Below are 19,238 nucleotides of genomic sequence, written 5' to 3' on the forward strand. Positions count from 1 at the left end.
AGAATGTACATAATTAAAACAAAAAAACAGACCTCACTAAGTAAGATCTGTTCAAAATCATTCTACTTATTTTCACTAATCCATGATTGGATTTGTGTTAATATTTTTTCCATTGCTTGAGCACTCGATAAGCTAGGCAAGCTTACAAGTAACACTTCTTTAGGAGGCTCAACATTCTCTCCTTTTTTCTGAAGGATTAAAATGCTCTTTGCCGACTGCTTATTATTAAACATATTTAACGGCAGCTGCATGAACCCTTGAATAATTACTTTCTCTTTCAGAAATTCTCTTAATCTTGGAGCTTCTTCACTTTCAAATAATCCATTTGGAACGATAAAGAATAAATATCCCCCAGGCTTTACATGTTTCACACTTTGTTCAATTAAGAGATGGTGAGCATATGAGTGCCCTTCCGCAGCTTTTAATACATAGTCTTGGGCACGAAGATCGTTCGGATAGTAGCCAACAGGTAAATCACTTACAACCACATCAACTGGATCAACCAACAACGGTTCCAAACTATCTTGGTTAAAAAACTGTACAGGATGCCTTTGCAGATTTGCATTTACATAGGCTAGTTTAATTAATAAATCATCTACATCAATCCCAATTGCAGATGTTTCTTGTGTTAATTGATTATTTAGTACAGCGGTTAATAGATTTCCCGTTCCAACCGCAGGATCCAAAATACTCTTTACCCCGTCTTTCATGAATTTTTGGACGAGATAACCAATTAAGATACCCACTGAGTCAGGTGTCATTTGATGGTTTGGCTGGGCACTTTCTTTCATTCCTTTTAAAATAACGAGCTGAAATGCCTTACGAATTTCTTCGTTTGTATAACCATCGAGCTGAATTTCGGAATACTTTTTTTCTAATCTTTTTAAAGCAAGTTCACTTAGTCCATCTTGAAGAATCGCTCCTTCAAAAATATTCTCACCTGTCTCAGCTAAAGCGTCTAAGTAAGTACTAAATAGTTCTTCTTGTAGGACAATGGCCGTTTCATTAAATAGTGTAAATAGTTTTTCTACTGGAGAAATTTTCATGACTTTCGTCCACCCCATATCGTTTGAAAAATAAAAGACCCCGATTTTCGAGGCCCCCATTATCTTACTTTGCTTGTTTAGCAGCTTCAATTGCCGCTTCATAGTTAGGATGGTCTGTTGCTTCAGGAACATATTCTACATAAGTAACTGTATCTGAAGAATCCACCACAAATACCGCGCGTGCTAATAAGCGAAGTTCTTTGATTGCTACGCCGTAAGCTTCTCCGAATGAAAGGTCACGGTGATCTGATAATGTTTGTACATTTTCAATTCCGCTAGCTCCACACCAACGTTTTTGAGCGAAAGGTAGATCATTACTAATCGTTAAGATCTTAACGTTATCAAGCTGAGAAGCAGCTTCATTAAATCTACGAACTTCTGCATCACAAACTCCAGTATCGATCGAAGGCACTGAAGCAATTAAACGTACTTGACCTTTCGAATTTTCTAAAGTCACAACCGATAAATCATTTGCTAAAACCTTGAAATCTGGTGCTTTATCCCCTACTTTTACTTCAGTAGCAGGTAATGTAATTGGATTCCCTTTGAAAGTAACATTTGCCATTTATTTCATCCTCCTAATTTCGTATGTACAATCTAAATCATAAACTTTCACCATTCATTTTGCAAAAAATTAATCTGAAAAAATCTCAAGAAAAAAGTTAACCCCCATATTTGGATGGTTAACCTGTTTACAATTAAATATCAAGCTCTTGTTTGGGAGTTGTATATGATTGTTGGTTACTATTATTTTGCTCATTGTTTTTCTTTGAAAACATTTGCTGAACCTTTTCTACCGCTTGAGGCGCCAAATCAAGTATTTTTTCTAATAGATGCGTACTCTCATCAAGATGTAGCATCTTTACTCCTTGTGAATTAACGATTAAGAATGCAATTGGTGTAATCGATACTCCTCCACCGCTACCTCCACCAAAAGGATGCTGTTTTTGACTTTGACCTTGGCCTTGACTTTGCCCCTGTGAGGACCCACCACCGCTATCAAGTACAAATTCACTTCCACCTGCAGCAAAGCCAAATCCAACCTTTGATACAGTCAAAATAACACTTCCATCTGGTGTTTCAACAGGATCTCCAATAATAGTGTTTACATCAATCATTTCTTTTAAACTTTCCATTGCAGTTGTCATTAGACCTTGAATTGGATGATCAGACATAGACGTTTCCTCCTCTTATATACGGATTATCCTTGTTCTTTTGATAAAACGGTTTGTTTTTTTGATTCAAAATTCGGAAGACCACCCTTCCAAAATTTAATCAATTTTAATCCTGCCAACATAGCTTGCCCGATTCGAAATTGAAAAATACATTTTAATCTAGTTTGTGATACTGCCTTTTGAAAGTTTGGCATTACTGTCATTTTGGGCATCTCTTTTAGTTTCATATAATGACTAATCATTCCTACCATACTTCCTTTGATTGCCCATACGGCACCTGTAAACATTCCTGTATAGGCTGCATCTCCAACCCCTATTACCGAATGCCATTCAAATTGTTTTACACTTACTTTACTCAAGAAATCGCGGGAAATCGCATGTAATTTCACGACATGTTGTAGTAGCTTTCTTGCATTTCTAAAAATTCTCCGAATATCGTCTTTTTTAATTTGTGTAACACCTTCGCTCGATGTTTTTTCATCTTGGCCTACCTTTGTTTTTTCTTTAAACACAATCGACGGGGTATTGTCATCAATTTTAATCATCGGAATTTCCTTTTTATATTTAATCAAGCCAAACCATATTTTAACCTCAACCTTTAAGTGGTCATTATCATTACCATGATAATAATCTAGAATAATCGTTAATTTTGTCCAAATGATTACAACAATCAGAATAAAAAGGATAATAAGAGCGACAACAAGCCATATCATTTTGACATACACAACCTTTCAGCCTTTTATTATCTACTTTTTGGAAAAAAATAAACCTATCAACCAAAAGTTGATAGGTTTATTTTTTCTATTATTGCGCATTAACAAAGCAGTAATCCCCCCACCTCAAGGTATTTAGTGAAAACTAGATATCCTAGTGGGAGATAACTGCCGTAAAAGCCCGACGACGGACAGGATGTCCTAGTCAGGCGAAGGCACAGGATGTCCTAGTCAGGCGAAGGCACAGGACGTGCCTTGACTTGAGCGTGATTGGTTCAACTAACAATCAGTGGGGGATGAAGCCTCCCCACTGATTGAGTTTCACCTTATGACTCATGAACCACACTCGTATCGGAAAATATATCGTGTAATCCTTGTTTCTTTGGTAAAAATCCAATGATGATATAACCTATAATAATAGTCGATGAGATAAAACGACCAATCCATTCTCTAAAAAGGATTGTTTTCCAAGAAAGTTTTTCTTCCTCTAGTCCAACTACTTTTAACCCAAAAACCATTTTACCTAGTGTTTGCTGGAAGAATTTTGTCATTAAAACAAAATAAACATAGAATGTGATGGCTGTAGCGATTGTTATGGGTGCAAATAAATCAGACTCCCATATTGGGATATCCAATATCCGAAAAACCGGTTTAACAATAAGACGATCGATACTTCCAACTACAATCAAATCAAGTAAATACGCCCAAAATCGCATCCAAACCCCCGCGAACCGTACCTTTTCACTTTGGCTACTAAAGTTTTTCTCACCTTTATCGAAATCTATTTCAGATTTCAATTCCAGCTCTTGGTTATCATACATCTCACCTGTTTGTTGATTCATATCCATTCTAATCCCCTCCCTTATTCAGCGTATAAATACATGAGTCTTGGTGAATTAGTTTGGGATAAAAATTTCATCAATCCAGCCATTTCAAAATCTTCACCCATCACTTTTCTTGCACTCATACTAAATAAGGAACCAAACCCAAAATTTTCAGTATAGCGTATCACTTGTGCATCGTTTATTTTTAAATCTTTTTTCATCACATCAACTACATCGCTAAAATAGCCAAAACCATCGATTAAATTTAAATCTTTCGCTTGACGTCCATCATAAATTCGTCCATCGGCTATTTCCTTGACCTTCGCTGTGGGAATATTTCTTCCTTCTGAAATGACCTTCACAAAGCCTTCGTAAGAATTATTAATCATGGTTTGAAGAATATTTCTTTCTTCCTCTGTCATCTTTCGAGTTGCGCTCATAATATCTTTATATGGACCGCTTTTTATTGTAACAAAATCAACTCCGTATTTTTTTGCTAGTCCTTCATAATTCATTCCATGCATGATGACTCCAAGTGAGCCTGTGAGAGTTTCTGGACTCGCGTAAATTTTATTAGCAGGAGCAGAAATATAATAACCTCCTGAAGCTGCCATCGAACCCATTGATATGTAAACTGGCTTTTTGGTTTCCTTTTCAATTTCAATTATTTTGTCATGGATTTCCGCACTTTCTACAACTCCTCCACCCGGAGAATTTACACGGATAATAATCCCTTTAACCTTATCATCTTCTTTTACTTGATCTAATTTTTCTAAAAAGGAACGATGATTATATCCTGGGCTAGCGAATAGAGAACTCACATCTCCACCTGTATCTTGAATAACCCCTTCCACATCTAAAACTGCTATTTTATTCAAATCATTGCCTTTATCGATAATTTCCTCTGTAAACTTTTCCTCACTAGCTGCAAATATTTCACTAAAGTTTTTGTTAAAATCATTAAATGCAAAAGATGACAACAAATTAATGATGATCGAAAAAACAAATAATCCAGCTGCAATTCCTAAAGCAGCCCATCGTTTACCGTTCATATTTACTCCTCCTTGTCATATAACATTCACTATTATGTACGGATAACTTGTAAAAAAGTTTTTAAAACATGCTAAACTTAATTCAACCATCATTTTTTTTGTAAAGCAATAGAATATGGGTAAAAATATGGAAAGACTAATTTTATGATTGGAGGAATCAATTATGGCTAATCGTCGTAATGTATATTTTTACCACACTATGGATGCATCAATGTTAAATAAAGTTGAACCATTATATGATTTAGCAAATCGATATGGTTTTACGATTGTAAAAGACTTTCGTGAAGCCAATATAATCATTAGTATTGGTGGAGATGGGACATTTCTACAAGCAGTTCGAAAAACTGGTTTCCGTGAAGATTGCTTATACGCAGGAATATCCGTCTCGGGGAAACTTAGCATGTATTGTGATTTTTACATAGATGATATATCAAAAATGATTAATTCGATGACACGTGAACAAATTGAAGTTCGGCGTTATCCAACAATTGATGTAACGATTGATGACCAATTTACCTTCCGTTGTTTAAATGAATTTAGTATTCGCTCCGCGATTATTAAGACATTTGTGATGGATGTATTTATCGATCAACTTCATTTTGAAACATTTCGTGGGGACGGAATGATTGTCGCTACACCAACTGGAAGTACAGCTTATAATAAATCAGTGAACGGTTCTGTCGTAGACCCGATGTTACCTTGTATGCAGGTGAGTGAACTTGCTTCTGTAAATAATAATCACTACCGTACATTAGGTGCCTCATTCATCTTGAGTGGTGAACGTAGATTAATCTTAAAGGTCGTACAAGAAGGCAATGAACACCCCACAATGGGAATGGACAATGAAGCATTAAGCATCCAACATGTAGAAAAAATCGAAGTAAAGTTAAGTGAAAGTAGAATAAAAACGGTGAAATTAAAGGATAATTCTTTCTGGGAAAAGGTGAAGAGAACATATTTGTAGAATCGGTGGGACACCAAAAAAAAGAGCCAGCTGGCTCTTTTTTCTATACAGATAATTCTTTTTTTCGTTTTAAATGGCTGTCAAATAGCTTGGTTTTGGATAAAGAATAAATCGTTAATGCCGTCCAGATGAATACAAATGCCAATAAATGTGACTTTGAAAAATGTTCTCCGTAAACGAAAACTCCTAAAAGAAGAGAAATAGTTGGAGCAATATATTGTAAAAATCCTAATGTAGATAACGGAATCCTTTGCGCTCCCTTCGCAAAATAAAGTAAAGGCGTAGCTGTTGCAACACCTGCACCTATTAGCAGAAGATCGGTTCCAAATGAGATTGTCAAAAAGGAATGGTTCCCTTGCGCAAATAAATAGGCCATATATAGGAGCCCAATGGGAGTAACAAACATCGTCTCAAGAGTTAATCCAATTGCAGAATCAACTTTAATCATTTTCTTTGCAAGTCCATATAAACCGAAAGATAATGCTAGACTTAACGATACCCACGGGAAGCTACCATATGAAAGGGTTAACACAAGAACTCCAATAGCTGCCATTAGAAAAGATACATATTGTATGAGTGTCATCTTTTCTTTTAAAATGAGCATCCCTAGTATTACACTTACTAAAGGGTTTATATAATAACCAAGACTTGCCTCAATCATATGGTTATTATTTACAGCCCAAATGTAAATAAACCAATTCCCCGAAATAAGAATAGAAGCTAATATTAATGAAAATAATTGTTTCTTATTTTGCCAAAGCTGCATAAATGTCTCTCTTAAGCTTCCCATTTTCTTAGAAAGAACTAAGAGGACGAGCATAAAGAAAAAAGACCAGACCACCCGATTAGCCAATATTTCATCAGAACTTACTTTGCCAAGTAGTTTCCAATAAATCGGTAATAGCCCCCAAATTAAATAAGAAAAGCCTGCTGATAATACTCCAAGATGATATTCACTTTTTTTCATTATTGGCGCCTCAATTCTTTCTAGTATCGAAATAATATTAATTAATTATAATGCGAATCTAGAAAAGCGCAAGGTATTTATTTTAGGAGTGATAAACAATATCTCCGCCAATTACCGTCATTTTAACTTTTAACTCAGCTATTTCATTTTCTGGAACACTGAATATATCTTTCTCTAAAATGGTGAAATCAGCTAGGAAACCTTCCTTCATCATTCCTCTATCATGTTCATGACAAATAGCATAGGCGCTTCCTTTTGTAAATAAGGATACTGCCTCGTATACAGATAATCGTTCCTTTTCATTGTAAACAGTTCCCGCAATATCATCTTTATTTGTTCTTGTTACAGCAGCATGAATTCCCCATAGAGGATTCAATGGTTCAATCGGCGCATCAGAACCTCCCGCACATGGAATACCAGAATCAATTAATGTTTTCCATGCATAGCAGAATTCCATTCGATCCGCACCAATTCGATCAATAACCCACGGAAAATCAGAAGCAACAAATCTTGGCTGTAAATCTAAAATAAGAGAAGGTAGTTTCTTTGCACGCTCAATTAACTCTTTATTTAAAATTTGGGCATGAATAATCCGATCCCTTCCAGTCGTTATTGGGTTAGCCTCTATCGCATTTAATGCATATTCAAAAGCTAAATCTCCAATCGTATGAATAGCAACGGGTAAATCAAGTCGTCTTGCTTTCGCAAAAAGCTCATTTAATTGCTCCTCGGAGAAAATCGCTACACCATTCGTCGATGGGGCATCTGCATATGGATGACTTAAAAGGGCTGTTCTTCCCCCGAGTGCTCCATCTGCAAAAATCTTCATCGCTCCAAACTCAATCCATTTATCCCCCGAATATGGTGAGTAACCAGCATTTTTCATTTCATCCACCACTTCATGATGAACTAATAAATGGGCTCGAAATTTCATTTGCTTTTGTTTAATCACTTTCTCAAAGGTTCCATATGTATCTTGAAATCCACTATAGTAATTTAAATCTTCCGTATGCCCTCCAGTTAAACCTAGCTTATGAGCATCCTTAATGGCTGCCGTCATGGCTTTTTCTAAGTATTCCACCGATGTCATTGGTAAGACTTGAAAGATTAACTCTTGAGCCTGTTCTTTCAGGAGTCCTGTTAATTCTCCCGCTTCATTCTTTTCCATCACTCCACCCGCTGGACAATCTGTTTCATTTGTTATGCTCGCTAGCTCAAGTGCTTTAGAGTTTACAACGATCGCGTGTCTACAAACACGCTTTAATAATACAGGGGAATCTGAAATAATCTCATCCAATTCAAAACGTGTAATCGGTTCTACCTCTTCCCAAAGATTTTCATTCCAGCCTTCTCCAATGATCCATTCACCATTTGAAAATTGATTAGAATATTCCTTTACTGCATGTATGACATCGGATTTTTTTGTAAAACTAGATAAGTCTAGCCGAATCAATGTTTCACCATGACCGATTAGATGTAAGTGACTATCTACAAAGCCTGGAAGCATCGTTGCCCCTTTTAAATCAATCTTTTCAGAAATATCATCTTGATACTTTTCCTCAAGCTCCTTTTTTCCTCCAAGAGCGATAATTTGATCCGCTTTCGTGAAAACAGATTCCACTTGTTGAGCTTCCTCCGTTAACGTATAGATGTTTCCGCCAAACCATAATTTTCCCATGATTTTTCCCCTTTATATTTAGTTAAGTAATTGCCAAAAATAAAATGCAGAAGAATACCTCTCTGCATTTATTTTACTGAAAATTTTATGATTTTTGTAATTCCTTTTGTCTTAATTCGATTCGACGAATTTTTCCCGAAGTTGTCTTCGGTAGTTCAGATAAGAACTCAATTTTTCTTGGATATTTATACGGCGCGGTCAGTTCTTTTACATGATCTTGAAGATTTTTAATTAAGTTTGGTGAATTTACATCCACATCATCTTTTAACACTACAAATGCTTTAACAATATTTCCACGGATTTCATCTGGACTTGCGACAACAGCACATTCTTTAACGTATGGATGTTTAACAAGGGCATCTTCTACTTCAAACGGTCCAATAGTATAGCCTGAACTTATGATAATGTCATCGCCACGTCCTTCAAACCAGAAATAGCCATCTTCATCTTTCTTTGCTTTGTCACCCGTGATATAATATTCGCCGCGGAACTGCATAGCCGTTCGTTCAGGATCTTTATAATAATTTTTGAAAAGAGCAGGGGTGTCAATGTGAACAGCGATATCCCCAACTTCACCAACACCGCAAATTTCTCCATCTTCATTAATGATTTCAACACGGTTACCCGGAGTAGGTTTTCCCATGGATCCCGATTTTAATGTCATCTCTTTCGTAATACCAACTAGCAACGTGTTTTCCGTTTGACCATAGCCATCACGTACATTAACATTAAAATGCTTTTTAAAAGTATCGATGACTTCACGGTTTAATGGTTCTCCTGCCGAAACCGCACTATGAAGATTAGGTAAGTTATATTCTGTAAGAGAATCAACCTTAGCCATTAATCGATATTCAGTAGGTGTACAGCATAGAACATTCACCTTGTATTTTTCCAATAGTTGTAAATACTTTATCGGTTCAAATTTCCCGTGATAGATAAGTCCTGTGCCACCAGAGCCTAATACGGATAAAAACGGACTCCAAATCCATTTCTGCCAGCCTGGACCTGCCGTAGCCCAAACGGTATCCCCCTTTTCGATGCATAGCCAGTTTTTTGCTGCTGTACGAAGATGTGCAAAAGCCCATCCATGTGTATGAACAACACCTTTTGGGTTACCTGTCGTTCCCGATGTATAAGATAAAAACGCCATATCATCACGTTTTGTATCGGCAAGGGCTAACTCACACGAAGCATTAACCATTTCTTTATCTAAATAGCTCCAACCTTCATATTCATTTCCAATGACAAATTTATTCAAATTGCTCGCTTCAGCAATTGATTCGAATTGTTCGACGTATTGATAATAACTGATAACTGCCTTTACATCTCCGTGAGTTATTCGGTATTGCAAGTCCTTGGCACGTAATAATTCAGAACTTGGGATAACAATCAGTCCTAATTTAAGGGCTGCTAAATACACTTGGTATGCCTCAATTAAACGAGGGATAATGACTAAAACCGTATCCCCTTTTACAAGTCCAGCATTTTTAAAAACGTTTCCAATTTTATTGACATTTTTCATTAAATTTTCATATGTAACTTCCTCGGTTTGGCCTTCTTCATCTTCCCATTTCAAAGCTACTTTATGTGAGTCTAACGCAAATCTTTCCATTTCAGATACAAGGTTATACTTTTCAGGTGCAATTAAATCTTTACGTTCCACTCTCTCTCCCCCTCATGAAAATGAATGCACTGCTCTAAAATTATTATACAAAATTATTTTAAAATTTTAAATAATAAAAAAAAGGAGCAGGGATGATCCCGCTCCTTTGTAGCCATTTATATTTAATTTTTAACGAAATCCGCCACCTAGTTGTTGCTCAGCCATTTGAACTAGTCGCTTCGTAATTTCACCACCAACGGAACCGTTAGCACGTGAAGTTGTGTCAGCACCAAGGTTTACACCAAATTCATTAGCAATCTCATACTTCATTTGATCTAGAGCTTGTTGTACCCCAGGAACTAAAAGTTGATTTGAATTGTTGTTTGCCATGTGATTTCACCTCCTTGTGAGTATAGATTGTGTAGAACAAACAACCTTCATTCACAAGTTTGATTGGTAAATGTTCACAATTATTTCAAAAATAATTAAAATAAATCTTCTACTTCATGTTCCTTAGCAGATTGACCAGGTTTGATTACTATTACTTCCGTGTTTTCAACTGCCTTCTGAATAAGAGGTTCAAAGTCAATAAAGCTTTCATAGCTATTTACCTTTTCTCTTTTAGGCTTAGTTTTTGGAGATGAAGGGACAAATATTGTACAGCAATCCTCATATGGTCGATTGGATATTTCCAATGTATCAAATTTTTTCGCTAGCTCGATGATTTCATTTTTATCCATCGAAATTAACGGTCTCAATACAGGAGTATTTGTCATTTCATTAATTGTATACATACTTTCTAAAGTTTGGCTTGCCACTTGTCCTAAACTTTCACCTGTAATGATCGCTAAGCCTTGTTGTCTGTTTCTAATTTCATCCGTAATTCGTAGCATTAATCTTCTAGTCGTTGTCATTGTATAATTACTTGGAACTTGATCGTTTATAAGCTGTTGGATCTCTGTAAATGGCACGATGTGAAGAACCATTTTCCCACTAACCTCAGCTAATTTTTCAGAAAGGTCCACAACCTTTTGCTTTGCTCTTTCACTTGTGAATGGTGGGCTATAAAAGTGAACCCCTTCAATTTCAATTCCTCTTTTTAAAGATAAAAACCCTGCGACAGGACTATCAATTCCACCAGAGAGCATTAACATTGCTTTCCCGTTTGAACCTGCTGGATAACCACCAGCACCTAATATCGTTTCACAGAATACGTAGGCAGCTTCTTTACGTACTTCGATGTGCATATTAATATCGGGCTGTTTAACGTTCACCTTTAATCCTGACATATTAATTAATAAGTGAGCACCAAACTCTCTATTTATTTCATCTGTGCTAAATTCAAATGTTTTATCGACTCTTTTTCCAGATATTTTAAAAGTCATACCTGGTTGGTACAATTTTTGAACGAGTTGTAATGAAACTTCCTTCATTTTGTCTATTTCTTTTTCCACTTTGACTGTCGGGCTAAAAGATTGGATGCCAAAAATATTTCTTAACGCATTTACGACGTCCTCAACCTTCTCTTCGCCTAAAACAATATAAGTTCTTTCTCTGTCCGCCTCTACTTTAGCAGTCGGATAGTTTTGTATCGCCCGTTTAATACTCTTTTTCAATTTCTCAACAAATTTCCCACGGTTTCTTCCCTTGGTTGAGAGTTCTCCGTAACGTATAAGAATTCGATCGTAGTTCATATTATTTCATAGTCCTTCCTAATTTTTGTATCGTCTTTCGAATTGCTCGTATCACAAGTCTAGCTTCTTCTTCGGTATTTTCGAATGACAAACTAAGTCTTACCGCACTTTTGGCTATTTCTTCATCTATCCCCATCCCAATAAGGGTATGGCTTACAGAATTAATTTTAGAAGAACATGCACTTGTCGTTGAAACATATATTTCCTCTTCTTCTAGGGCATGAACAAATACTTCTGCTTTAAATCCTACTACTGAAAAATTGATTATATGTGGGGCACTATTTTCAATTGGTGTATGGACAATAATTTCAGGTACTTGTTGAATTTCATCTAAAATAAATGTTTTGAGCCCAATTAATCGGTTGATTTCTTTTTCGCTTTTCAAAAGATTGAGACGCAGTGCTTTCGCCATCGCAACAATCCCCGCAACATTTTCGGTTCCGCTACGATTACGCCCTTCCTGATTTCCACCTGTCAGAAGTGGAGCGATTTTAACTCCCTCGCGAACATAAAGAATTCCATTTCCTTTTAAGCCATGGAATTTATGAGCAGAAATCGAACATAAATCAATACCGTATTCATGAATATTAATAGGGACTTTTCCAATTCCTTGAACATGATCAACATGAAATAGAATCTTTGGATAATCCTTTAGTAAATCACCTATTTCTTTTATCGGTTGAATCGTACCGACCTCATTATTAACATGAATAATCGATACAAGTATCGTTTCATTACGTATAGCCTTTTTTAAATCATTCAGATTGATCCTACCTTCAGAATCAACAGGCAGATACGTAATGCTAAACCCATCATTTTTTAAAATTTCCATCGATTCATAGATAGATGCGTGCTCGATGGCAGTCGTAATAATATGATTGCCTCGTTTTTTAAACATCATGGCTGCACCTTTAATAGCCAAATTATTGCTTTCCGTTCCCCCAGAGGTAAAATTAATCTCTTTTTGCTTTATGTTAAGTAATTGAGCAATCTGGTTTCGCGCTTGATTTAATAAAGCTTCTGCCTGTCCACCAAGCTTATGGAGTGATGAAGGGTTTGCAAAAAAATCATTTGAAACCTTTACGAAAGAATCAACTACTTCTTTATATGGTTTAGTGGTCGCACTATTATCAAAATAAATCATGTTGTTCTCCTTTCTCGCCAACTAAATATCATATCATATTTAGTCCTAATTGAAAACTCATAAATTTTATTATTAATACATCCGAGAGAATATTATCTCAATATATATAATTTTTAGACTTATCCCCTTTTCGACAATTTTCGCAAAATCTGTGGTAGTATGTTAAATGTTCTAAACATTTTAAACAGTTTATACGAGGTGGATTTATATATGAAGAGAAATTCAATAGCTACACGGGACATTACAGCTATTGGCTTAATGCTATTTGCCCTTTTCTTTGGTGCTGGAAATATGATTTTTCCTCCCTTTCTTGGACAGGAGGCAGGAGAAAATGTTTGGCCAGCCATTGTTGGTTTTCTTTTAACAGGGGTGGGATTGCCATTATTAGGAGTGATCGCAATTGCAAGAAATGGTGATCTTCAAACCCTTGCAAATCGTGTCCATCCACTATTTTCTATTATTTTTTCTGTCATTCTTTATTTAACCATTGGTCCATTTTTTGGAATTCCACGAACAGGAACTGTGTCTTATGAAATTAGTGTTACTCCGTTTCTTACAGAAACATTAAAACAAAGTAGTTTCCCTTTATTCATCTATAGCTTGATCTTTTTCGGATTGACTGCATGGCTCTCTTTAAATCCAAGTAAACTGGTAGATCGAATCGGCAAATATTTAACGCCAGCATTATTATTGATTATAGCGATATTAATTATGAAAAGCTTGATTACTCCAATGGGGGAACCAGGTTTACCTAATGAAGCCTATTCTAACACTCCATTTTTCAAAGGATTTGTTGAAGGCTACTTAACTTTAGATGCAATTGCTGCATTAGTATTCGGTATAGTCGTAATAGGATCCATTCGGGATAAAGGAATTACAGATAAGACAGCAATAACTAAGGCTTGTATGAAGGCTGGGATCATTGCTGCTACCGGTTTAGCTATCGTATATATCGCATTATCCTATATTGGTGCAACAAGTGTATCTGCCATTGGAACGAAAGAAAATGGGGCATCATTACTTTCAGATGCCGCGACTTACCTATTTGGATCAACCGGGCTATTAATTCTTGGATTAGCCATTACATTAGCATGCCTAACGACATCTATCGGCTTAGTTTCATCATGTGCACAATATTTTTCAAAAATATTACCAAAGATAACCTATAGGAATCTTGTGTTTATTTTAAGCATTTTCAGTTTAATCATCGCAAATATTGGTTTAACACAATTGATTAATATTTCTTTACCAGTGTTGATCATGATATATCCAATCGCAATTGTATTAATCATCCTGTCCTATTTCCATAACTTTTTCCATGGTTACTCAACCGTTTACATTTTTGCTTTAATACCGACGGGGTTTATTAGCTTAATAGATGGACTTAAAACAGCTGGTATACCGACTAAGTTCATGATCAACATTCTATCTGACCTTCCTTTCTATAGTGAAGGGATAGGCTGGGTAGTTCCTGCTATCATTGGAACAGGAGTTGGATACATCATTGCTCTATTGTTTGGTGCAGCAAAGAAATCAATTGTAAGCTAGACAATCTAACAAATAAGACAAAAGCTGGCTCTTAAAACGAGCCAGCTTTTGTCTTATTTTTCTATAATTATTGATTCAATTCTTTTCAATGCCCCTGGTTCCACTTCTTCTATAGCAGCTGCAGCTTGCTCAAGTGCTTCCTGATAATTAAAACTTCTGAACTCTGTCTCCGCATTTCTTAATTTACTTGCAACCATTGGGTAACTACTCTTATATCGGTTTCCATATTGAATGACTCTTTCTGCCAACATCACATTCTCTAGTATATCATTCGTTTGTTGGGCGAGTTTATCGACAGTTAAAACAGCCACTTCTAAATATTGTTGAACGATTTGCATATCCAGTGGTTTGTGTTCAAGTCTTTCAAGAACATTTTGTATACTTTCCTTTGTATCTTCTAATAAATATTTATATTGTTCAGGCAAACCAGGAATATTACTTTTCGCCACTAGGCGAATCGTTTCATTCATTTTCTGCTTAATTTCTACTATTTTCTCTCTTGCAATCATTTCATCTTTTCTGAGCATTTGTAGTTTTTCTTTATACGCATTTTGTTCTGCTTGAACCGTCTCAAGATCATCTTTCAGTTCTCTTAATTCCTCACTTAATAAAGAACTAGCCGTTTCATTAAGCTCGATTTTATGTTTCAATACTTCATATTTCTTAGCTAAATCTGTTAATCGGTTATCCAATTGACGGAATTGCTCCAATTCATATTCTGCAAGATGGTACGTTTGCTGAACTAATATGGTTTCTTCTTTTAAATGCAAGCTTTCTTGATGCGATATTTCTAAAGCATTTCCAGCTGCGGCTTCATTTTTCATAATAAAAGCTTTCGCGTGAACCTCTTGTTCGAGCAAGTCGTATAAAAGCTCAATACTGTCTTTTATTTCGAGAATACCTGACTGTACTTCAGTAATATCAGCCTTCTCTATAGAGTTCTTATAAATTTCAAGTTCAGATTCCAGTCTTTCGGTTTCAATTTTAAGTGGGATATGTTCAAGAACATATCCTTTCTCATACATTTCTCGGAACCCTTCCCGTAATTCAGCTATTTGAGTTGGTAATACAGATTGACATTCAACAAGAAGCTGTGGAATCACATGCATGATATTATTTATTTTATCGAGTTTATCCTTTATTAATAGAACAACCTCTCTTGCCTCAAGGTAATTCCCATTTGCCGTTTTTTCTTCATATGCTTCAAATTGAACAATAATTTCATCTAATAAGAGCTCGAGATGTGTTTCGGCCTTCCCAAAATTGTGACGATGAGCGAGTAAATTTTTTCTTGCCTCACGATAATCATCTTTCAATAGATCAATTTCAGAACGGTTTTTCTCTTCACTACCGACAAGCTCATTTAATTCAGATAATATTTTATTGATTTTTGCTTCGGTTTTGGATAATTTTTCATCTATCATTTGTTGAACTTCTTTCGCCCGCTTGAATCGATACTTATCAATATATTCTTCAGCATCGAAAAGATATTCTTCGACATCTGGTAAGTCAATGGTAACTACTTCATCCCACTCACTACGCCAACCTTCGAATAGTACTTCCGTTTGTCCAGTCATGTTTAACTGTTTCACTTTCGACATTTCTTCTAAAATGGGACGATTCATCATATCAATTTTCCATTGTTCTAAACGGTCTATTTCTTTATAAGACTTCTTTTTCAAAAAAAGTCCAACTAAAAACAATGCAATAACTAATACGATAATTCCTATAATATATTCCATATAAGCCCCCTGTCTTGGCAGCGCTTCTTATAAGTAAGCATCTTTCAAGTTTAGTAAAAACTTTAAAATAATAACTATATTAAAAAATATTAGCCTTTTAAAATTCAATTTTGTCTAATGTTTTTATGATACCATGTAAACGACATTTTTTGACTATTATTTTCAATTTTTTTGAATAAAATCAAAACAAAATGCGCAAGCGCCTTGATCAGCCCCGACAAGCAAATGCTTCGCCACCCGGAAAGTCGTACTTTGACTTTTTGGGTGGCGAACATTTTACCTCGAGGTCGACAAAAACGCGACGTCTTGTCGCATTGTCGACACTAGTACATCCTATACGTCGGGGCTAGGCGCTGGAGCTGGATTACGACAAACTGCTTCAGAGTTATCCACATCTTTTTATTATTACAAATTACTAAGCTAAAACAAAAATAAAAAGGGGAGGAATTCCCCTTTTTATTGATTTACAGCTATTTTTTTCTGAAATAGTGGATCTGCTACAACTACTCCATCTATCCAAGCATAAATTTCTAATAAGTATTTTTCTTCAAAAAAACGCTCATGTGGAAAGACATGTAATACTTCTGTTACATATTGAGTATTTAAAAATGGCATGGCAAGTAGACCCTTTACATGCATAATCATATACGGGATAGAATGACTTTTAAAAACTTGGGATTGAATCCCTCTTTCAATTATTTTTTTAAAGTAATATTTCTCTTTTACATAATATGTCGACATAATTTCTCGTACAATCTGCGAGTCAATAGACATTTCTCGGAGAATAAATCGTGTAAACTGTATATGACTGCATTGGAACTTTAATATATTTTCTGTTACCTTTTTAAGACAAACAGTAGGTGCTTCCTCCAAGAGTGGTAAAGCTTCTTCAATTTGCTTTAAATATTGCTCAAAATATATGGTTAAACAATACTCCAATAACCCATGTTTATTCTCAAAATAATAGGATATATTAGCCACATTTACTTCCGCTCTCGCTGCAATATCACGTATGGAAGTACCGTGAAATCCTTTCGTATTAAATAAATGAATTGCAGCTTCGATTATGGCTTCTTTAGAATTCTTTTTCACTTTGACTTCCCTCACTTCTAGTTTTTATTTTTAAACTTGTTCTTACATATAAATTCTGTTTAAAGTATTAGTTTCCTTTAATCAAATATCGACAAAGTCTCCTCTATTTCTCTAAGATTTGATAGAATAATAAATAATTGACTAGAAAGAAGGTTGAAAAAGAATGTTTCACGTCGAAAATTACCGAGGAAATAAAGAAGATAATTACGAACTTGTGAAAAAACAATTAAAAGCACTAATAGAAGATGAGAAAAATCAGATTGCAAATTTGAGTAATGCATCTGCTCTTTTAAATCAGTTTTTGGATAGAATCAACTGGGTCGGCTTTTATTTAATGGAGGGAAATGAATTAGTGTTAGGACCCTTCCAAGGCTTGCCTGCTTGTGTACGTATTCCAATTGGAAAAGGCGTGTGCGGGACATCCGTTCAAAGAAAAGAAACGATTCTAGTAGAAGATGTCCATCTATTCCCTGGACATATCGCTTGTGATGCGGCTTCCCAGTCTGAAATCGTTATACCTCTTATGAAAGACGGGGAGTTGATTGGTGTGTTAGACATAGACTCACCTGAAAAGTCTCGTTTTGATGAAGTAGATAAACAGAAACTTGAAGAGTTTGTTGAGGTTTTAATGACTTATTTATAAATTCAAGGAGCAGATTTTTGTCTGCTCCTTTCTAAGTTTATTTAAATGGATTCTAATGCTTGTTTGAGGTCTTCCACGATATCTTCCCATGCCTCTAGTCCAACAGATAACCTTAACAGCGTATCTTCTATTCCCATTTGCATTCTTATATCTCTTGGAATGACGGCGTGAGTCATTGTCGCAGGATGCTGAATCAGCGTTTCCGCATCACCTAAACTTACGGCAATTTTAATCAGTTTTAATTGATTCATAAATTTTTGGGCAGTTTCTTTTGAACCTTTTATTGTAAAGGAAAATATTCCACCAGGCTTTCTCATTTGTTTTTTCATAATTTCTATTTGGGGATGATTTTCATCTCCAGGGTAATATACCATTTCAACCATTTCATGATTTTTTAAAAAAGTATAGACTTTATCAGCATTTTCACAATGTCTATCCATTCTTACAGGTAGAGTTTTCATTCCTCTTAGTAATAACCATGCATCAAAAGGTGAGATAATGCCTCCAATATCCTTTAAAGTTGTCATTGCTACTTTATCGATAAACTCCCTTTTACCAATCGCTAAGCCTGCAACAACATCCCCGTGACCGCAAATATATTTTGTCGCACTATGAATGACCACATCACAGCCTAATTCAATCGGGGTTTGTAAGTAAGGTGAGCAAAACGTATTATCTACGACTACTGGAATTCCTCTTTCCTTTGCAACTTCAGCTATCATTTGTAAATCAACAAGCTGCATTGTTGGATTAATCGGTGTTTCAATATAAATTAATGCTGTTTCTGGACGAATCTCATTTTCGATGATTTCGCGGCAATCCATTGATGAAAATTGATGTTCAATCTCATATTTTTCCTTCATTAGTTGCAGAAGCCCAAATGTACAGCCATAGACTCCTTGTGAGCATAGAATGTGATCACCTGTTTTCGTTAAGGCTAATAATATGGCCGATACTGCAGCCATGCCTGAACCAAAGGCTAGACCTGCTTCACCTTTTTCCAAAATAGCGATTCTCTCTTCTAAAACTTTTACCGTTGGATTTCCTAATCGTGAATAAATATAGCCTTGTTCTTCCCCAGCAAAACGTCGCTCCCCTTGTTCAGCTGTTGCAAAAGTAAATGTGGAAGTTTGAAAAAGTGGTGGGACTAAACTACCTTCAAATTGCGAGCTTTCATACCCTGAGTGAATCACTTCAGTCTCAAATTTTTTATCCAAAGTCATTTCCTCCTCTTTTTTGTAAACGCTTCCATAATTCCAGAATATGATAAATTCCCCAAAAGGAGAAGAGAAAACTACTATTTTTTGAAAAAATGGCACATTTAGTGAAAATACTTTGTAAAATAGTAATCTA

At 35.6% G+C, this 19,238-nt stretch carries 18 protein-coding genes; 3 read left to right on the forward strand and 15 right to left on the reverse strand.

Features of this window, described 5'->3' with window-relative positions; all coding sequences use genetic code 11:
- Nucleotides 1–62: 62 nt before the first annotated feature.
- The 6 genes from ACFSO7_RS20455 to sppA all read right to left on the reverse strand — a co-directional run bounded on the left by ACFSO7_RS20455 (nucleotide 63) and on the right by sppA (nucleotide 4,810).
- Nucleotides 63–1,046, reverse strand: a complete 984-nt coding sequence (locus tag ACFSO7_RS20455) for a class I SAM-dependent methyltransferase (RefSeq protein ID WP_377879242.1) — start codon at nucleotides 1,044–1,046, stop codon at nucleotides 63–65.
- 64 nt (nucleotides 1,047–1,110) lie between these two features.
- Nucleotides 1,111–1,611, reverse strand: coding sequence for a thiol peroxidase (tpx, locus tag ACFSO7_RS20460; RefSeq protein ID WP_377879243.1), 501 nt, complete (start codon nucleotides 1,609–1,611; stop codon nucleotides 1,111–1,113).
- Nucleotides 1,612–1,744: 133 nt separating this feature from the next.
- Complete coding sequence (gene ytfJ / locus ACFSO7_RS20465; RefSeq protein ID WP_377879244.1) at nucleotides 1,745–2,221, reverse strand: GerW family sporulation protein; 477 nt, start codon at nucleotides 2,219–2,221, stop codon at nucleotides 1,745–1,747.
- Nucleotides 2,222–2,247: 26 nt separating this feature from the next.
- A complete protein-coding gene (locus tag ACFSO7_RS20470; protein ID WP_377879245.1) occupies nucleotides 2,248–2,934 on the reverse strand; it encodes a DUF2953 domain-containing protein in 687 nt (228 codons plus the stop codon).
- Nucleotides 2,935–3,260: 326 nt separating this feature from the next.
- Nucleotides 3,261–3,650 carry an RDD family protein gene (locus ACFSO7_RS20475; RefSeq protein WP_377879495.1) on the reverse strand — a complete coding sequence of 130 codons (390 nt, stop codon included), beginning with the start codon at nucleotides 3,648–3,650 and terminating at the stop codon, nucleotides 3,261–3,263.
- Between the two features lie 146 nt (nucleotides 3,651–3,796).
- The gene (sppA, locus tag ACFSO7_RS20480) at nucleotides 3,797–4,810 is read right to left on the reverse strand and encodes a signal peptide peptidase SppA (protein ID WP_377879246.1); all 1,014 of its coding nucleotides are present in this window, start codon (nucleotides 4,808–4,810) and stop codon (nucleotides 3,797–3,799) included.
- 163 nt (nucleotides 4,811–4,973) lie between these two features.
- On the opposite strand from sppA, the gene ACFSO7_RS20485 reads away from it, so the two are divergent.
- Nucleotides 4,974–5,774 carry an NAD kinase gene (locus tag ACFSO7_RS20485; RefSeq protein ID WP_377879247.1) on the forward strand — a complete coding sequence of 267 codons (801 nt, stop codon included), beginning with the start codon at nucleotides 4,974–4,976 and terminating at the stop codon, nucleotides 5,772–5,774.
- A gap of 43 nt (nucleotides 5,775–5,817) precedes the next feature.
- On the opposite strand, the gene rarD is transcribed toward ACFSO7_RS20485, so the two are convergent.
- The 6 genes from rarD to ACFSO7_RS20515 all read right to left on the reverse strand — a co-directional run bounded on the left by rarD (nucleotide 5,818) and on the right by ACFSO7_RS20515 (nucleotide 12,860).
- Nucleotides 5,818–6,741 carry an EamA family transporter RarD gene (gene rarD, locus ACFSO7_RS20490; RefSeq protein ID WP_377879248.1) on the reverse strand — a complete coding sequence of 308 codons (924 nt, stop codon included), beginning with the start codon at nucleotides 6,739–6,741 and terminating at the stop codon, nucleotides 5,818–5,820.
- A gap of 82 nt (nucleotides 6,742–6,823) precedes the next feature.
- Complete coding sequence (locus tag ACFSO7_RS20495; RefSeq protein WP_377879249.1) at nucleotides 6,824–8,419, reverse strand: amidohydrolase; 1,596 nt, start codon at nucleotides 8,417–8,419, stop codon at nucleotides 6,824–6,826.
- An 85-nt stretch (nucleotides 8,420–8,504) separates the two neighbouring features.
- Nucleotides 8,505–10,082 carry an acyl-CoA synthetase MbcS gene (gene mbcS / locus ACFSO7_RS20500; RefSeq protein WP_377879250.1) on the reverse strand — a complete coding sequence of 526 codons (1,578 nt, stop codon included), beginning with the start codon at nucleotides 10,080–10,082 and terminating at the stop codon, nucleotides 8,505–8,507.
- A 129-nt stretch (nucleotides 10,083–10,211) separates the two neighbouring features.
- Nucleotides 10,212–10,412 (reverse strand): alpha/beta-type small acid-soluble spore protein, encoded by a 201-nt coding sequence (locus ACFSO7_RS20505; protein ID WP_377879251.1) that lies wholly within the window; start codon nucleotides 10,410–10,412, stop codon nucleotides 10,212–10,214.
- 95 nt (nucleotides 10,413–10,507) lie between these two features.
- Nucleotides 10,508–11,716 carry a tRNA uracil 4-sulfurtransferase ThiI gene (gene thiI / locus ACFSO7_RS20510; RefSeq protein WP_377879252.1) on the reverse strand — a complete coding sequence of 403 codons (1,209 nt, stop codon included), beginning with the start codon at nucleotides 11,714–11,716 and terminating at the stop codon, nucleotides 10,508–10,510.
- Between the two features lies 1 nt (nucleotide 11,717).
- Nucleotides 11,718–12,860 carry a cysteine desulfurase family protein gene (locus tag ACFSO7_RS20515; protein ID WP_377879253.1) on the reverse strand — a complete coding sequence of 381 codons (1,143 nt, stop codon included), beginning with the start codon at nucleotides 12,858–12,860 and terminating at the stop codon, nucleotides 11,718–11,720.
- 210 nt (nucleotides 12,861–13,070) lie between these two features.
- Between ACFSO7_RS20515 and brnQ the strand changes: the two genes are divergently transcribed.
- Nucleotides 13,071–14,408: a branched-chain amino acid transport system II carrier protein gene (gene brnQ / locus ACFSO7_RS20520; RefSeq protein WP_377879254.1), complete on the forward strand. Its 1,338-nt coding sequence runs from the start codon at nucleotides 13,071–13,073 to the stop codon at nucleotides 14,406–14,408.
- Nucleotides 14,409–14,461: 53 nt separating this feature from the next.
- Here brnQ and ezrA read toward each other — a convergent pair whose 3' ends face one another.
- Together ezrA and refZ are read right to left on the reverse strand one after the other, a co-directional pair.
- Nucleotides 14,462–16,150, reverse strand: coding sequence for a septation ring formation regulator EzrA (ezrA, locus tag ACFSO7_RS20525; protein WP_377879255.1), 1,689 nt, complete (start codon nucleotides 16,148–16,150; stop codon nucleotides 14,462–14,464).
- A 456-nt stretch (nucleotides 16,151–16,606) separates the two neighbouring features.
- A complete protein-coding gene (gene refZ / locus ACFSO7_RS20530) occupies nucleotides 16,607–17,242 on the reverse strand; it encodes a forespore capture DNA-binding protein RefZ (RefSeq protein ID WP_377879256.1) in 636 nt (211 codons plus the stop codon).
- A gap of 163 nt (nucleotides 17,243–17,405) precedes the next feature.
- On the opposite strand from refZ, the gene ACFSO7_RS20535 reads away from it, so the two are divergent.
- Nucleotides 17,406–17,885, forward strand: coding sequence for a GAF domain-containing protein (locus tag ACFSO7_RS20535; RefSeq protein WP_377879257.1), 480 nt, complete (start codon nucleotides 17,406–17,408; stop codon nucleotides 17,883–17,885).
- Between the two features lie 41 nt (nucleotides 17,886–17,926).
- Here the strand turns inward: ACFSO7_RS20535 and megL are convergent, their stop codons facing one another.
- Nucleotides 17,927–19,108 (reverse strand): methionine gamma-lyase, encoded by a 1,182-nt coding sequence (megL, locus tag ACFSO7_RS20540; RefSeq protein ID WP_377879258.1) that lies wholly within the window; start codon nucleotides 19,106–19,108, stop codon nucleotides 17,927–17,929.
- Nucleotides 19,109–19,238: the final 130 nt, after the last annotated feature.

It is taken from the genome of Bacillus sp. CGMCC 1.16607, assembly GCF_042683745.1.
In the GTDB taxonomy this organism is placed as follows: Bacteria; Bacillota; Bacilli; order Bacillales; family Cytobacillaceae; genus Pseudoneobacillus.

Coding starts and splice junctions, on each gene's coding strand:
- ACFSO7_RS20455 (WP_377879242.1), bottom strand. CDS start 1,046: ATGAAAATTTCTCCAGTAGAAAAACTATTTACACTATTTAATGAAACG.
- tpx (WP_377879243.1), bottom strand. CDS start 1,611: ATGGCAAATGTTACTTTCAAAGGGAATCCAATTACATTACCTGCTACT.
- ytfJ (WP_377879244.1), bottom strand. CDS start 2,221: ATGTCTGATCATCCAATTCAAGGTCTAATGACAACTGCAATGGAAAGT.
- ACFSO7_RS20470 (WP_377879245.1), bottom strand. CDS start 2,934: ATGATATGGCTTGTTGTCGCTCTTATTATCCTTTTTATTCTGATTGTT.
- ACFSO7_RS20475 (WP_377879495.1), bottom strand. CDS start 3,650: ATGCGATTTTGGGCGTATTTACTTGATTTGATTGTAGTTGGAAGTATC.
- sppA (WP_377879246.1), bottom strand. CDS start 4,810: ATGAACGGTAAACGATGGGCTGCTTTAGGAATTGCAGCTGGATTATTT.
- ACFSO7_RS20485 (WP_377879247.1), top strand. CDS start 4,974: ATGGCTAATCGTCGTAATGTATATTTTTACCACACTATGGATGCATCA.
- rarD (WP_377879248.1), bottom strand. CDS start 6,741: ATGAAAAAAAGTGAATATCATCTTGGAGTATTATCAGCAGGCTTTTCT.
- ACFSO7_RS20495 (WP_377879249.1), bottom strand. CDS start 8,419: ATGGGAAAATTATGGTTTGGCGGAAACATCTATACGTTAACGGAGGAA.
- ACFSO7_RS20505 (WP_377879251.1), bottom strand. CDS start 10,412: ATGGCAAACAACAATTCAAATCAACTTTTAGTTCCTGGGGTACAACAA.
- thiI (WP_377879252.1), bottom strand. CDS start 11,716: ATGAACTACGATCGAATTCTTATACGTTACGGAGAACTCTCAACCAAG.
- ACFSO7_RS20515 (WP_377879253.1), bottom strand. CDS start 12,860: ATGATTTATTTTGATAATAGTGCGACCACTAAACCATATAAAGAAGTA.
- brnQ (WP_377879254.1), top strand. CDS start 13,071: ATGAAGAGAAATTCAATAGCTACACGGGACATTACAGCTATTGGCTTA.
- ezrA (WP_377879255.1), bottom strand. CDS start 16,150: ATGGAATATATTATAGGAATTATCGTATTAGTTATTGCATTGTTTTTA.
- ACFSO7_RS20535 (WP_377879257.1), top strand. CDS start 17,406: ATGTTTCACGTCGAAAATTACCGAGGAAATAAAGAAGATAATTACGAA.
- megL (WP_377879258.1), bottom strand. CDS start 19,108: ATGACTTTGGATAAAAAATTTGAGACTGAAGTGATTCACTCAGGGTAT.